The sequence below is a fragment of the Bradyrhizobium sp. 604_D8_N2_3 genome, from assembly GCF_051810765.1.
In the GTDB taxonomy this organism is placed as follows: Bacteria; Pseudomonadota; Alphaproteobacteria; order Rhizobiales; family Xanthobacteraceae; genus Bradyrhizobium; species Bradyrhizobium barranii.
Genome location: NZ_JBPWPM010000001.1, coordinates 5,548,423 through 5,562,595 on the forward strand (window position 1 = coordinate 5,548,423; position 14,173 = coordinate 5,562,595).

Consider the following 14,173-nt stretch of genomic DNA (forward strand, 5'->3'; position numbering starts at 1 on the left):
GACCGCGGTGGAACAAAAACTCGACTGGCCGGGATCGCCGACGGGTACGGGACTTGCCTTCGGTCTGGCTGGATCTGCGCCAACATGCGGATTGCAGGATGTGAAAGGGAGGCTGTCCAGATGCCAATCCAGTTCACGACAGACGGCAGCCCCGGCTACCGCCGGCTGGCGCTGTGGCAGGACATCGTCTGCGACGTTTTCGTCGGGCTCGACTGCAAGTCCGACCTCGGCAGCGCCTTTCGCGGCTCGGTCACACAGGCCCCGCTCGGCAGGGCCGTGTGCTCCGAGGTCTGCTCCGACCGCCAGCACGTATTCCGGACGCCGTCCCGCATCGCGCGTTCGGATCAGGATTTTGTCCTGGTTGCGCTCGGCAATCGCGGCGACGGAGGCGTGGTGCAGGACGGCCGCGAGACCGTGATCCATCCCGGCGAGTTCGCGCTCTACGACACGACGCGGCCCTATGAGCTGAAATTCAACCACGCCTTCACGCAAACGATCTTCAAGGTGCCCCGCGAAATGCTGCAGCGCCGGCTCGGCGCCACCGAGACGCTCACCGCGATGTCGTTCGGCGCCGATGTGCCGCTCGAACGGCTCGCGTATGATTTCATCTTCAGGCTTTGCCAGAGCGCGGACCGACTTGCCCCGGACAACGCTGCGGCGTTGTCGGAGCAGGCCGTCGATCTGCTCGCGATGGCGCTGAGCGAACGGCTCGGCAAGACATCGCTGCCGTCCTCCACCCACCGCTCCGCCCTGCTCTACCGCTTGAAGGCCCATATCCGCGCTCATTTGGCGGATCCCGACCTCTCGCTGTCGGAGGCCGCGGCTGCACTCGGCATCTCGCCGCGCTATGTGAACGATCTCTTTGCCGACGAGGATACCTCGTTCCAGCGCCATGTGCTTGCCGAGCGTCTCGCCCAATGCCGGCGAGACCTCGCTTCGCCCGTGCTGGCCCATCGCCACGTCAGCGAGATCGCCTTCGCCTGGGGCTTCAACGATCTCTCGCATTTCGGCCGCGTTTTCCGCGAGCATTTCGGAATGTCGCCACGCGACTTCAGGCAGAGCCAGTTGCGGCACTGACATCCAGCCAGCTATCACCTCGAGCCTTCGCTGCAGGCGAAGGCAAGGCTCGTCAATTCCAGATTGCCTTGTCCGGCTGCGCGCATCAGGCTGGCGTGCATGAGGACTCACGCCACCATAAGCGGATCGGAGCTATTGCTGGGTGTGATCGCGATCAGGCTCGCGGTGCTGGTCCTGGTGGGCTGGGGCCTGACGCTGCTGCCGCGGCAGGCGCGTGACGGCGAAGCTGCCTGCTTCCCCTCGCCCGCAACCAGGGTCGAGGCTCAGTCATCGGTGAAGACGCCAAGCGCGCGCGTTGCCGATGCAGCATTCGATGACATGCGCCTGCACGACTAGGCCATTCCCGAGCAAGGCCGGTATGTGAGCGCGTGATAGGACGCGGCCCGCGCTTGCATTACCATCGCCCAAAGGCCGCACCGGTCAACCAGCGGCCAGCCGAGGAGCATATCGATGGAATACCGACGCTTGGGCCGATCCGGCCTCATGGTGCCCGCTTTGAGCCTGGGAACAGGCACCTTCGGCGGCGTCGGCCGCCTTGCTGCGTGGGGTACGACGGACGCGGCCGAGGCGCGGCGCCTTCTGGATATCTGCCTCGATGCCGGGGTGTCGATGTTCGACACCGCCAACGTCTATTCGCTCGGCGAATCCGAGCGCGTCCTCGGCGAGGCCATCAAGGGCCGCCGCGACAAGGTTCTGATCTCGACCAAGGCCACCTTCCGCTTCGGCGATGGGCCCAACGACATCGGCTCGTCGCGGCAGCATCTGCTCGCGGCCATCGACGGTTCGCTGAGCCGGCTCGGCACCGATTACATCGACCTGTTCCAGCTTCACGGCTTCGATGCCTTCACCCCGCCTGAAGAGGTGCTTGCGACTCTCGACGTGCTCGTGCGCGCCGGCAAGATCCGCTATGTCGGCGTCTCCAACTTTTCGGGCTGGCACCTGATGAAGTCGCTCTCGGTTGCCGACAAGCATGGCTTCCCACGCTATGTCGCCAACCAGACCTACTACTCACTGATCGGGCGCGACTACGAATGGGAGCTGATGCCGCTCGGCGTGGACCAGGGGCTGGGCGCTGTGGTCTGGTCGCCGCTCGGATGGGGGCGCCTCACCGGAAAAATCCGCCGGGGTCAACCGAAGCCCGAGGTCAGTCGCCTGCCCAAGACCGCCGATTTCGGCCCGCCCGTGCCCGATGAGCACGTCTATCGCGTGGTCGAGGCGATCGACGAGGTCGCCAAGGAAACGGGCAAGAGCGTCTCGCAGATCGCGCTGAACTGGCTGCTCCAGCGTCCGACGGTCTCGACGCTGATCATCGGCGCGCGCAACGAGACGCAGCTGCGCGAAAATCTCGGCGCGGTCGGCTGGACATTGACCAAGGACCAGATCGCAAAGCTCGATGCCGCGAGCAAGGTGACCTTGCCCTATCCCTACTGGCACCAGCGCACCACCTTCACCGACCGCAATCCGCCGGCGGTGTAGCGACGGCCAACTGCCCGACCGCTCGGCTCCCCGAGCCCTCGCGAAAGCGGTCCCGACCCGTTTTCCTGTGCCGGAAGGCCTGCTTCCGGCACAGGAACTGTCCGGGTCCTGCCGGGTTGCGATCCATCCTGCAATTTCCTAATCCGGGGATGAAGCACGGCTCCAATCAGGCGCGCCTCCATCATGTCGTCTGCCCCGATCGAGCATGCCGACGGCCTGCCGCAGCCGCAGCGCAACCAGGCGGTGCTGACCATTGCGCTCGGCATCATCATGGCGGTCGTCGACAGCGCCATCGCCAACGTGGCGCTGCCGACGATCGCGGCCGACCTCGATGCGAGCCCGGCCTTCTCGATCTGGATCGTCAACGGCTATCAGCTCGCGATCACGATCTCGCTCTTGCCGCTGGCGTCGCTCGGCGAGATCGTCGGCTATCGCCGCGTCTATCTGGCCGGGCTCGTACTGTTCACACTCGCATCCGCCTTCTGCGCGCTGGCGCATACGCTGCCGCTGCTGACGATCGCGCGCATCATCCAGGGCTTTGGCGCGGCCGGCATCATGAGCGTCAACGCGGCACTGGTGCGCTTCACCTACCCGCGCAGCCAGCTCGGTCGCGGCATCGGGATCAACGCGCTCGTCGTCGCCTTCTCGGCCGCGGTCGGCCCGACGCTCGCCGCGGGCATCCTGGCAGTCGGAACCTGGCCCTGGCTATTCGCCATCAACGTCCCGCTCGGTGCGCTGACGCTGGTGCTCGGCCTGCGCAGCCTGCCGCACACAAAACCCGCCAGCCGTTCCTTCGACTGGCAGAGCGCAGGGCTGTCCGCGATCACCTTCGGCGTCGGCATCGCGGCCGTCGACAGCGTCGGTCATGGCGAGGCCGCCATCACCTGTCTCGTTCAATTCGCCATCGCCATCGTCGCAGGCGCGCTGCTGATCTACCGCGAAACCCACATGACCTCGCCGCTGCTGCCGGTAGACCTGTTGCGCATCCCGGTGTTCGCGCTGTCGATCGCGACCTCGATCGCCTCGTTCTGCGGACAGATGCTGGCCTTCGTCGCGATCCCCTTCTACCTCCAGAGCCGCTTCGGCTATTCGGCGGTGCATATGGGCCTGCTGATCACGCCATGGCCGATCGCGGTGGCGTTCGCAGCCCCGCTCGCCGGCCGCCTGGTCGAGCATTATCCGGCCGGCCTGCTCGGCGGCATCGGGCTCACGCTGTTTGCCTGCGGCCTCGGCGCACTCGCCTTCCTGCCTGCAAGCCCGACGCCGCTCGACGTGATCTGGCGGATGGCGCTGGCGGGGGCCGGCTTCGGCCTGTTCCAGACCCCCAACAACCGCACCATGATCGCGGCCGCCCCGCGCGAGCGCGCCGGCGGCGCCAGCGGCATGCTGGGCACGGCGCGCCTGCTCGGCCAGACCACCGGCGCGGCGCTGGTGGCGCTGCTGCTCGGCCGCTATCCGACCGAGGGAACCAGGATCGCGCTTCTTGTCGGCGTCGGATTTGCGCTGTGCGGTGCAGTGCTGAGCATGCTGCGGCTGTCGCCCGCGGGCGCGCGCGGCGCCGAGCACGTCCGGGTGCAGGACGACCAGCGCCTGCGCGGCGAATAGCTCACGCCCAGGTTCTGCTGTTCTCACGCGCAACTTGTGCTGGCTTAACTATCTGGACCAATGACGTATTGCCCTCGCGCTCCGGTTGCGCTTCATTGACGCGGGGAATAAGGGGCATTTCATGCGTTCATTTGGAATTGTGGCGCTCAGCGTCATGCTGGGCGGCTGCGCGTCTGTTACGCGTGGCACGACCGAAAATATCAGCATCTCGTCGACACCGTCGGGCGTGGAAGCGGTCGTCAGCGGAATGGAAGTTCCGACCACCTGCACGACGCCGTGCTCCGTGGTCGTCAAGCGGAACGCCGACATTTCGATCACCTTCCAGAAGGAAGGCTATGAACCGCAGATCGTGCCGCTCAGCCGGGACATACCGACCTCCGGGGCCGCCGGCTTCGCCGGAAATCTCTTGCTCGGCGGTGTCGTCGGCATGGGCGTCGATGCTGCCACCGGGGCGGCAACCGATCACAAGCCGAATCCTGTCATCGTGACCATGCAGCCGTCAGCACCTGCCCGCGCGCGGCCACCCGCGTCGAAGAAGCCGCGGCCGCCGGCGGCGCCTGCGCCCGACACCGGCACCTAGCGCCTCGCAACTGCCACGCAATCAAAAAGGCCGGCTTTTCAGCCGGCCTTTTCAATTCATATCGCTCGCAATCAAGCCTTGACCAGCGGGCCCTTCGAGGTCGGCCCCTTCGAGCCGCCGGAGCCGCCACCGCCCGGCTTGGACTTGCCCGGCGGGCGCTTGCGGGCGCCGGGCAGCTTCTCCTGCTTCGGCGTGATCGGACCGTCGAGGAACTCGAACCCGATCTTGTCCTTGGTCTCGTCGGCCTCGTCCTTGACCAGGACGACGCGGACGTGGCCGCCACCCTTGAGCTTGCCGAACAGCACCTCGTCGGCCAGCGGCTTCTTGATATGCTCCTGGATGACGCGGGCCATGGGCCGTGCGCCCATCTGCTCGTCGTAACCATGCTGGACCAGCCAGGTCTTGGCGGGCTCGGACAGTTCGATGGTGACGTCGCGATCGCCGAGCTGAGCCTCGAGCTGAAGCACGAACTTCTCCACGACCGTACCGATCACCTCGACGCTGAGATGGCCGAACGAGACGATGGCATCGAGACGGTTGCGGAATTCCGGCGCGAACTGCCGGTTGATCGCCTCGTGGTCGTCGCCTTCCCGCTTCGAGCGGGTGAAGCCGAACGCCTGCTTGGCGAGATCCGAAGCACCTGCGTTCGTGGTCATGATCAGGATCACGTTGCGGAAGTTGACCTGCTTGCCGTTATGGTCGGTGAGCCGGCCGTGATCCATGATCTGGAGCAGCACGTTGTAGAGGTCGGGATGCGCCTTCTCGATTTCGTCGAGCAGAACCACGCAATGCGGATGCTGGTCGACGCCGTCAGTGAGCAGGCCGCCCTGGTCGAAGCCGACATAGCCGGGAGGCGCGCCGATCAGGCGCGACACGGTATGCCGCTCCATGTATTCGGACATGTCGAAGCGCAGCAGCTCGACGCCGAGCGACGCTGCGAGCTGCTTTGCGACTTCGGTCTTGCCGACGCCGGTCGGTCCCGAGAACAAATAGCAGCCGATCGGCTTCTCCGGCTCGCGCAAACCGGCACGCGCCAGCTTGATCGAAGCGGCCAGCGACTCGATGGCCTTGTCCTGGCCGAACACTGTGCGCTTCAGGGTCTGCTCGAGATGCTTGAGCACCTCGGCATCGTCCTTCGACACGCTCTTCGGCGGGATCCGCGCCATCGAGGCGATCGTGGTCTCGATCTCCTTGATGCCGATCGTCTTCTTGCGCTTGTTCTCGGCCACCAGCATCTGCGCCGCGCCTGACTCGTCGATCACGTCGATCGCCTTGTCCGGCAGCTTGCGGTCGTGGATGTAGCGCGAGGAGAGCTGCACCGCAGCCTCGATCGCCTCATTGGTGTACTTCAGCCGATGGTAGTCCTCGAAGTACGGCTTGAGACCTTTGAGGATCGCGATCGCGTCCTCGACCGTCGGCTCGTTGATGTCGATCTTCTGGAAGCGCCGCACCAGCGCGCGGTCCTTCTCGAAGTGCTGGCGGTATTCCTTGTAGGTGGTCGAGCCCATGCAGCGGATCGTGCCCGAGGCAAGCGCCGGCTTGAGCAGGTTCGACGCATCCATCGCCCCGCCCGACGTCGCGCCCGCACCGATCACGGTGTGGATCTCGTCGATGAACAGGATGGCGTTGGGATGCGCTTCGAGCTCCTTCAGCACCTGCTTCAGGCGCTCCTCGAAGTCGCCGCGATAGCGCGTGCCCGCGAGCAGCGTGCCCATGTCGAGCGAGAACACGGTCGCAGCCGCAAGAACCTCCGGCACCTCGCTGTCGACGATGCGCTTGGCGAGGCCCTCCGCGATCGCGGTCTTGCCGACGCCGGCCTCGCCCACGAACAGCGGATTGTTCTTCTGCCGGCGGCACAGCACCTGGATCGCTCGGTTGATCTCGGAATTGCGTCCGATCACCGGATCGATCTTGCCGTCGCGCGCCTTCTTGTTGAGGTTGACGCAATAGGTCTCGAGCGCTTCGCCCTTCTTCTTGGCGTCCTCGGTACCCTTTGCCTCGGTCTCTTCGTCGACGCCGCGCACCGGCCGCGCCTCGGAGACGCCCGGCCGCTTGGCGATGCCGTGGCTGATGTAGTTGACGGCGTCATAGCGCGTCATGTCCTGCTCCTGCAGGAAGTACGCGGCATGGCTCTCGCGCTCGGCGAAGATCGCTATCAGCACGTTGGCGCCGGTCACCTCTTCGCGACCGGACGACTGCACATGGATTACCGCGCGCTGGATCACGCGCTGGAAACCGGCGGTCGGCTTGGCGTCGTCGGCGCCATCCGTCACCAGATTCTCGAATTCGGTTTCAAGGTAATTGACGAGGCTCGTGCGGAGCTTGTCGAGATCGACGCTACAGGCGCGCATGACGGCGGCTGCATCGGAGTCGTCGATCAGGGAGAGCAAGAGATGCTCGAGCGTCGCGTATTGGTGATGACGCTCGTTTGCGATCGCCAGCGCACGATGCAGGGATTGTTCAAGGCTTTGGGAAAAAGTCGGCATTCGCGTCCTCTATGGCCCCCACCATCATGATCGCCATCGCCCGGTCAGGCAACAACAACCTTTGTCACATATAGTTATACAAGACCGCGGCGAAAGACCGGTTCCGCGACTCAAATGGGCATTACGCGCCCACGGCATGCTCGATGCAAAACCCGTTCCGATTTGGGCAGAACTACCCATTTGGGCAGGATTGACGCCGCTGATTTTCGCGGGATCACGCAGCAGGATGTGCTGCCGTCACATACCGCGCGACCAGAACCGATCTAAATAACTCTGGATGTGAACGCGCAGTTATTTCTTTTCCATCACGCATTGCAGCGGATGCTGGTGCTTGCGGGCGAAGTCCATCACCTGCGTCACCTTGGTCTCGGCGATCTCGTAGGTGAATACGCCGCACTCGCCGATGCCGTGATGATGGACATGCAGCATGATCTTGGTCGCGGCCTCGATGTCCTTCTGGAAGAACTTCTCCAGCACATGGACGACGAATTCCATCGGCGTGTAGTCGTCGTTCAGGATCAGCACACGATACAGGTTCGGCCGTTTGGTCTTCGGCTTGACCTTGGTGATGACAGACGTATTCGGCCCCGTCGGTCCGCCCGAACGGTTCTCGTCATTGCTCATACGAGGAGCGTGGGCAGCGGCTTGCGCGGACAGGTCTAGTCTGAAAGTCAGGTGCGGCATGGCTCAGGCGTTCAAATTCCCCACGGAAGCGAGTGACGGTCAGCCGCGCGGCCCCGCCCTTCGGAGCTTTGCACGGGCGCGCCGCCTTGTTGGATCACCGCTTCCAACCGGTCCGGTCAAGCCCGGCTCGATTGTAGGGAATATGGGCCTGCCCCCGGCTCGCCGCAAGCGTGCAACGGTCTGGCCAATATGGTCGAGGCAGTCCCGATTCCCGGTCCGGCGATCCTGACCAAGGTTAGTCAATCCGGACCGATTTGACAAAAGTTTCGGCCGGCACCGTTTAGAACATCTTCACCAGGAATCCGGCCGTTAAGCGGCAGCGGCGATTTCGCGGGATACCTCCGGTTTTCTACGGTCCCATCGAGCTGCCGTTCAATCGCTTGGCGCCTGGTGCGCATGCGCGTCGCCATGCTGCTCGACAACGCCGGCTCGATGGCCCAGGACGGCAAGATGTCGGCGATGCCGACGGCCGCGAAGAACCTGGTCGATCAGCTCAGTGGCCTCGTGCTCCTCGCCGGCGCTCTCGATGCGCAGAATCGCTGGTGGTACAGCAATGCCTCGCAGATCGACACGCGGCGGAAGAAGCTGCGCGATGACGCCGAAGCGGCGAGCATTGCGCGAGCGGCATCGACACGTTCTGTCCAGACCGTGTGGGGTTGACGTCGGTACGTCGTTGTCGAAGCTGCGCGTGGCGCGCTGAACCGGATCTCTGTCGCGACAACAAAAAAACCCGGCTGAATCAGCCGGGCTTTTCGATTCCAGGAGTTCCAGAGGACGTTAGTTGGCAGCCGGGGTGAACTTCGAAACGATGGTCTCGACCGGCTTGAACGCCTGCTTGGCGAGGTCGCTGTAAAGGCCGGCGATCTTCTGCGATTCCGCAACGAAGGTCTCGTAGCTGGAACGGGCGAAGTCGGTCTGCGCTTCCACGGCCTTGTCCAGCGACTTCACGCCGGAAAGCTTCTCGACGAAGGACTTGGTGTCTTCAAACGACTTCTTGGTGTAGTCGCCATACGCGCTGGCGATCGCCTGGAGGCCATGCTGCATCGAGGTCGCGGAAGCAACGCACTGCTCGAACTGCTCTTTCCCGTAGCTCTGAAAGTCTTCAACCTTGAACATTTCGGAATCCTTTTTCCCTGGCTTTGGTCCGGAAGCCCCGGCTCCCTGACTCCGCCCAAAAATAGTGCAACGCACAAAAAAGTCAAGAATCTTGTGCGACGCACAAAATTAGATGCAAATCGCTGAGATTCCCGGGGTTTCCCGCAATGGTTCCTTAAGCTTTTGGAAACCGCGGACCCCTACCCTGATTCCCTGGACGTGTTCAGCTTCCGCGAACGGTCAAAAGCCGTTCGAGAACATCACCTTAGCCAGAACAGCGGCTCAGGCCCAACGTTTCCCGCAGCGAACACCAGCGGAGAGACAGCCTGAGCAGGTAATGATCCCGGGTCGAGTGGGCACAATTTCGCCTCACGGGCCGGTGATCAAGTCAGAAACGGGGACGGGGTTTCATGCTTCGTAAAAACTTGTCTTCCTCGCGCTTGGCGCGGGTTGGCGTTTTCGGGCTTCTTACGGTCACCGCCGTAGTCATCTTCACCGATGCTGCCGAGGCACGGCGTCACCGGCGCCATTACGCACACCACCGGGTGCAGCGCGATGTGTCCGACAGCTCCAGCCCGAAATTCGCATCGATCATCGTCGACGGCAATTCCGGCTCCGTGCTCCAGGCAACGAGCCCAGACGGAATCCGCCACCCCGCCTCGCTCACCAAGATCATGACGCTCTATCTGCTGTTCGAGCGCCTCGAGTCCGGCAGGATGAAGCTCGACACCGAGATGCCGGTCTCGCAGCACGCCGCCGATCAGGATCCGACCAAGCTGAACCTGCGTGCCGGCCAGACCATCCGCGTCGAGGACGCGATCAAGGGCCTCGTCACCCGCTCCGCCAACGATGCGGCCGTCGTGATCGCGGAAGCGATCGGCGGCGACGAGGACGACTTCGCCCAGATGATGACGCGCAAGGCGCGCTCGCTCGGCATGTCCAAGACGGTCTACCGCAACGCCAACGGCCTTCCCAACGACGAGCAGGTCACGACCGCGCGCGACCAGGCCACGCTCGGCCGCGCCATCCAGGAGCGCTTCCCGCGCTACTATCGCTATTTCGCGACCTCGACGTTCAATTGGCGCGGACAGTCGATCCGCAACCATAACCACCTGCTCGGCAGCGTCGAGGGCGTGGACGGCATCAAGACCGGCTACACCCGCGCCTCCGGCTTCAACCTCGTGACCTCGATGCGTCGCGGCAACCGCCACCTGATCGGCGTGGTGCTCGGCGGCCGCAGCGGCGGCTCGCGCGACGCCACCATGCGCAACCTGCTCGCGGAGAACCTCGAGAAGGGCGCCACCACCCACACCGTCGTCGCTGTCACCGAGCGCAACGGCGCAGATGCCAATACCGACGTCGCCGATGCATCGGAGACCTCGGCCCGCCCCGCTCCGCAGGTCCAGCAGGCCGCGGCCGCCCCTGCCCCCGAAACGGCCCCGCAGCGTCTCGCCTCGCGCCTCTCAGCGCTGGCGGCCGCGACCGCCGCGATGCCGCCGGCTCAAGCCAGGCCTGACACCAGCAAGCCTGAGGTTCGGCCGACTGAATCCAGGATCGAGCCCGCGCCGCTCACCAATGGCGTGATCTCCAGCCAGCCGCTCTCCATCATCCCCGGCTCGTCCGAGCCGATGAAGCCGGTCCGGGTGAAGACTGTTCAGGTCAAGGCCGGCACCGTGAAGGTCGCCTCCGCCGCCCCGGCTCAGGTCGCACCGCAGGTCACGAGCACGATTGCGGCCCGCTCCGACGTCGCGGAGACCTCCGGCGCCGTCGTCGCCCGCGCCGATCTCATCAACAAGCCCGAGATGGCGAGCCAGCCGGAAGCGCCGAAGGCCGAACTCGCCCGCACCGAGATGCCCCGTCAGCCGGCGGGCTTCGGCACCGGCAACGGCATCCTCGGCGTGCTGCCGGCCGCAACGGCCGCCGCGCCCACTCCGGCTGCTGCGAAGCTCGCTTCGGCCGATCCTGTGCCGCAGCCGATCCAGATGAGCGCCACCACCAAGCCGGTCGTCACCCATAGCGGCTGGATCGTCCAGGTCGGCGCACTCGAGAGCGAGAACGAAGCCCAGCAGCGCATCGACGCCGCCCGCAGCTCGGCCCGCGGCCTGCTCAGCAAGGCCGACCCGTTCACCGAGCCGGTCCTCGCCAAGGACAATCGCAAGCTTTACCGGGCCCGTTTCGCCGGGCTCGAGCGGGACCAGGCCGAAGCCGTCTGCCGCGCCCTGAAGCGCGCCGACATCTCCTGCATCACTGTCCGCAACTGATCTGTCGTACCGCTCCAATCAAAATGCCCGCGCCTTGCGCGGGCATTTTTGTTTGGGGGATGCGGCGATGCCAGTTCCGCGACAACCTCTCGTCAAGGATTTACGGTTAAAACTTTACTCAAGGGATCGACCACGCCGACAAAGGCGGGCATCGGGGCGACGGCAGACAGAGCAAGCGGAGCTTACGCGGTACGGGCGTTTGTAGCGTAGTGCCGGAGTTAGCCGTTATGCGTGCGAAGCAGAGTATCCTTGGCCTCGTTCACACGGGCAGCGAGATACGTCGAGCCCCCCTGGTCGGGATGGAGTTTCTTCATCAGGGACTTGTGCGCCCGGCTGATGTCGTCGCGCCCCGCGCCCGGCTGCAGGCCAAGGATCTGATAGGCTTCCTCCGCCGTCATTTTGCCGCTCGGCGCCGTGCGGCGCTGCCGCCCTGCCGCATCGCCCTGCGCGTTCTGACGCCAAGCGGGAAACCGGCGGTCCAGATAGCTTTCAAGTAGGGCCACGCTCTCGGCGTCGAACGCCGGAGCCATCGCCAGCAGGCCAGCGAGATCGAACTCCTGGAGATCGCGCCCGGCGTGAGGACCGGCGACGATCTGGCCGGCGAGCTGCCCCGAATCGTGGTCGAGCCGCATGTCCAGGAATTGCGAGCGTACGCGCGAGGCCTGTCCGGCCGGGCGCGTTGCGCCACCGCCGAACAGCCCGCCGATATTGCCGAAGCCGGCATTCGCCAGCGGCGTCCAGCCCAGGAGCCCGGCGCCGAAAATCCCGAGCGGGATCGCCACCGCCAGCTCGCCCCGCAGGCCAGTGAACGCTGCGACCGCGAGCGCCACCACGCCGCCACCGAACTTGATGGTGCGCGCCAGCACCGCCGGATTGGCGGAGCGGAACATCTGGAGCAGCAGATAAAGCGTGATAACGGCGATGGCGCCGGCGATCAGGGTCATGGCCGGAATATAGTCGCCCTCACGGCAAAATGCATGGCGTCCGTCTCCGACGCGGGCCGCTACTTCATCTGCCCGATCAGCTTGGCCGCACCGCTCGCACTCTTGGCGAGTTTCAACAGCGCCTCCCGGCCGCCGGCGGCATAAGCCGCGGCCGCGCGCAGCAGTTCGCGAAGCTGCGCCGCCGCGCCGGGATCGAACCGGCACCAGGCCCCGCCGGTCAGCCGCGCGATCTCGCGAAAGGCCTGCTCGGCCACGGCGTCGGCGCCTTCCTGAAACACGAACACGGGGACCTTGAGCATGCCGAGCTCGCCGGCCTTGGCGCAGAGCTCGTCGACCTTCTCCTCCATGGCATCGCCGACGAAAACGACCGCACGCACGCCCGAAGCGACCGCCTCGCGCCGCACGTCGCTCAGCACCTTGCCGATCTGGGTGTCGCCGCCGCGACAGTCGATCTTGCTCATCAGCGTCGCGAGCTTCGCACTGTCGGAGATCCAGCCCGTGGCGCGACACTCGTTCAAGCCGCGATAATAGACGAGCCGGATGTCGAGGCTGCCGATCGCTGCGGCCTCGCGGAACATGTCCGCCTGGAGCGCGCAGGCCATGTCCCAGGTCGGCTGCCGGCTCATCGTCGCATCCAGCGCGAAAATCAGCCGCCCCTTCGCGCCGGGGGCATGCGGCGACAGCGCACGCGCCTTGGCGACGAACGCAGCGATGTCCTCAGCGGTGCTGGCTTGAGGCAGCGTGCCGCCGGTTTGGCTCGAGACGGCATCACGGCCACGCGGTTTGACGGGTTCGCCGGACATCCCTGCTCGCTTCTTGCGTGAGCGGCTAATGTGGATAGCGCCTGCGGCCCGGTCAATGTGCAAAGCCTCCGCTGGCGGATGCCGGCGGAGGCTTTGCGGGTCGTGCAGACGATCGGAGCGGTGTCGGTGTCAGCTGGCGTCGGTGTCAGCTCTTGGCAGGCGCCATCAGAGCAACCGGACCGGGCTCCAGGATATTGGGCGGGGCCGAGCGCGTATCGACGGGCGCCACGGCGCTGTCGCCGTCGCTCAGGAACTTGTCGAGCATGCTCTGGATCGAGTTCTTCGCCGCATCCGGACCGGTGTCGCGCATGTCGTTGTGCTGGAATTCGGTCTTCACGACCTGGATGCCGGCCTTCTCGCATTCCTCATCGGTCGGGATGACACCCGCATCGGTCTTGAACTGCGGATCCTGCGAACGGAACGACAGGATCTTGAACTTGCCGGCAGTGACGAAGGGCACGCGCAGATTGTCGAGCGTGACGACCTTCTTGACCTCATCGGGATACTGCTTGGCGAAATACATCGTGATGTCGCCGCCCATGGAGTGGCCGACCATCGTCACCCTGTCGTAATCGGCGTTGGGCTGAACCTTCTTCATCTCCTGCATGGCGAGATGGATGTTGGCAACGCCGCGCAGGATCTGCGGCAGCCGGCCGACATAGAGCTCACCGGGCTTCGTCACCATGGGAGGATCGGTCGGCAAATCATGCTGCGGGCTTACGACCATATAGCCGCGCGCCGCGAAGATGTTGGCGAGGAAGCCGTACTCGGTATTCTTGACGGTGTTGCCGTGATTGATCACGGCAACCGGCAGCGTGATCATGCCGGCATTGGCCTGCATTTCCTTGTCGCGGCGGACCGCGATATCGACAGGCACGGGACGGTTGTCGCGCGAGGCGTCGTAGAAGGTGACGGTCTCGTGCCTGATCGCCCACTTGCTCGCCGTGACATAGGCGACGCCGAAGAGGGCACTAACCGAAACCAGAACGGCAATTCCACGCTTCATTTTCGTCCTCAGCCTCAGGCTCTTGCGGCCTGAATCCCTGTTGAAAATCGTGTTCTTCCGGGGCTCTTCGGCCCCTGGTCGCCTATTCCCTAATATATGTCACAGCCGCGTGACAGGAAGCTTAAATATTGTGAACCTTCAGCCCTTTCATTGTGC

General features: G+C 64.7%; 13 protein-coding genes. 7 read left to right on the top strand and 6 right to left on the bottom strand.

From position 1 onward, the window contains the following. The first annotated feature begins 120 nt into the window (after positions 1-120). From AB7245_RS26425 to AB7245_RS26445, 5 genes are all read left to right on the top strand, one after another. Complete coding sequence (locus AB7245_RS26425; RefSeq protein WP_439035070.1) at positions 121-1,077, top strand: helix-turn-helix domain-containing protein; 957 nt, start codon at positions 121-123, stop codon at positions 1,075-1,077. Positions 1,078-1,176: 99 nt separating this feature from the next. After that, complete coding sequence (locus tag AB7245_RS26430) at positions 1,177-1,413, top strand: hypothetical protein (RefSeq protein ID WP_071913037.1); 237 nt, start codon at positions 1,177-1,179, stop codon at positions 1,411-1,413. Positions 1,414-1,527: 114 nt separating this feature from the next. Beyond that, entirely contained in the window at positions 1,528-2,553 is a 1,026-nt protein-coding gene (locus AB7245_RS26435) for an aldo/keto reductase (protein ID WP_085405546.1), read from the top strand. A 183-nt stretch (positions 2,554-2,736) separates the two neighbouring features. Further along, positions 2,737-4,158: an MFS transporter gene (locus tag AB7245_RS26440; protein ID WP_085405545.1), complete on the top strand. Its 1,422-nt coding sequence runs from the start codon at positions 2,737-2,739 to the stop codon at positions 4,156-4,158. A 121-nt stretch (positions 4,159-4,279) separates the two neighbouring features. After that, positions 4,280-4,738, top strand: a complete 459-nt coding sequence (locus tag AB7245_RS26445; protein WP_085405544.1) for a PEGA domain-containing protein — start codon at positions 4,280-4,282, stop codon at positions 4,736-4,738. Positions 4,739-4,809: 71 nt separating this feature from the next. On the opposite strand, the gene clpA is transcribed toward AB7245_RS26445, so the two are convergent. Together clpA and clpS are read right to left on the bottom strand one after the other, a co-directional pair. Beyond that, positions 4,810-7,224, bottom strand: coding sequence for an ATP-dependent Clp protease ATP-binding subunit ClpA (gene clpA / locus AB7245_RS26450; RefSeq protein ID WP_014494656.1), 2,415 nt, complete (start codon positions 7,222-7,224; stop codon positions 4,810-4,812). Between the two features lie 291 nt (positions 7,225-7,515). Continuing rightward, the gene (gene clpS, locus AB7245_RS26455) at positions 7,516-7,848 is read right to left on the bottom strand and encodes an ATP-dependent Clp protease adapter ClpS (RefSeq protein WP_014494655.1); all 333 of its coding nucleotides are present in this window, start codon (positions 7,846-7,848) and stop codon (positions 7,516-7,518) included. A 456-nt stretch (positions 7,849-8,304) separates the two neighbouring features. On the opposite strand from clpS, the gene AB7245_RS26460 reads away from it, so the two are divergent. Beyond that, positions 8,305-8,568, top strand: coding sequence for a hypothetical protein (locus tag AB7245_RS26460; protein WP_166340944.1), 264 nt, complete (start codon positions 8,305-8,307; stop codon positions 8,566-8,568). A 117-nt stretch (positions 8,569-8,685) separates the two neighbouring features. Here AB7245_RS26460 and AB7245_RS26465 read toward each other — a convergent pair whose 3' ends face one another. After that, complete coding sequence (locus AB7245_RS26465; protein WP_014494653.1) at positions 8,686-9,024, bottom strand: phasin family protein; 339 nt, start codon at positions 9,022-9,024, stop codon at positions 8,686-8,688. 389 nt (positions 9,025-9,413) lie between these two features. On the opposite strand from AB7245_RS26465, the gene AB7245_RS26470 reads away from it, so the two are divergent. Beyond that, on the top strand, positions 9,414-11,264 hold the full coding sequence (locus tag AB7245_RS26470) for a D-alanyl-D-alanine carboxypeptidase (RefSeq protein ID WP_085405542.1): 1,851 nt from the start codon (positions 9,414-9,416) through the stop codon (positions 11,262-11,264). 218 nt (positions 11,265-11,482) lie between these two features. Here the strand turns inward: AB7245_RS26470 and AB7245_RS26475 are convergent, their stop codons facing one another. The 3 genes from AB7245_RS26475 to AB7245_RS26485 form a co-directional block, all read right to left on the bottom strand. Next, positions 11,483-12,208 carry a DnaJ domain-containing protein gene (locus AB7245_RS26475; RefSeq protein ID WP_063982763.1) on the bottom strand — a complete coding sequence of 242 codons (726 nt, stop codon included), beginning with the start codon at positions 12,206-12,208 and terminating at the stop codon, positions 11,483-11,485. Between the two features lie 59 nt (positions 12,209-12,267). Continuing rightward, positions 12,268-13,011 (bottom strand): hypothetical protein, encoded by a 744-nt coding sequence (locus tag AB7245_RS26480; protein ID WP_063982762.1) that lies wholly within the window; start codon positions 13,009-13,011, stop codon positions 12,268-12,270. 145 nt (positions 13,012-13,156) lie between these two features. Continuing rightward, entirely contained in the window at positions 13,157-14,017 is an 861-nt protein-coding gene (locus AB7245_RS26485) for an alpha/beta fold hydrolase (protein WP_063982761.1), read from the bottom strand. Positions 14,018-14,173: the final 156 nt, after the last annotated feature.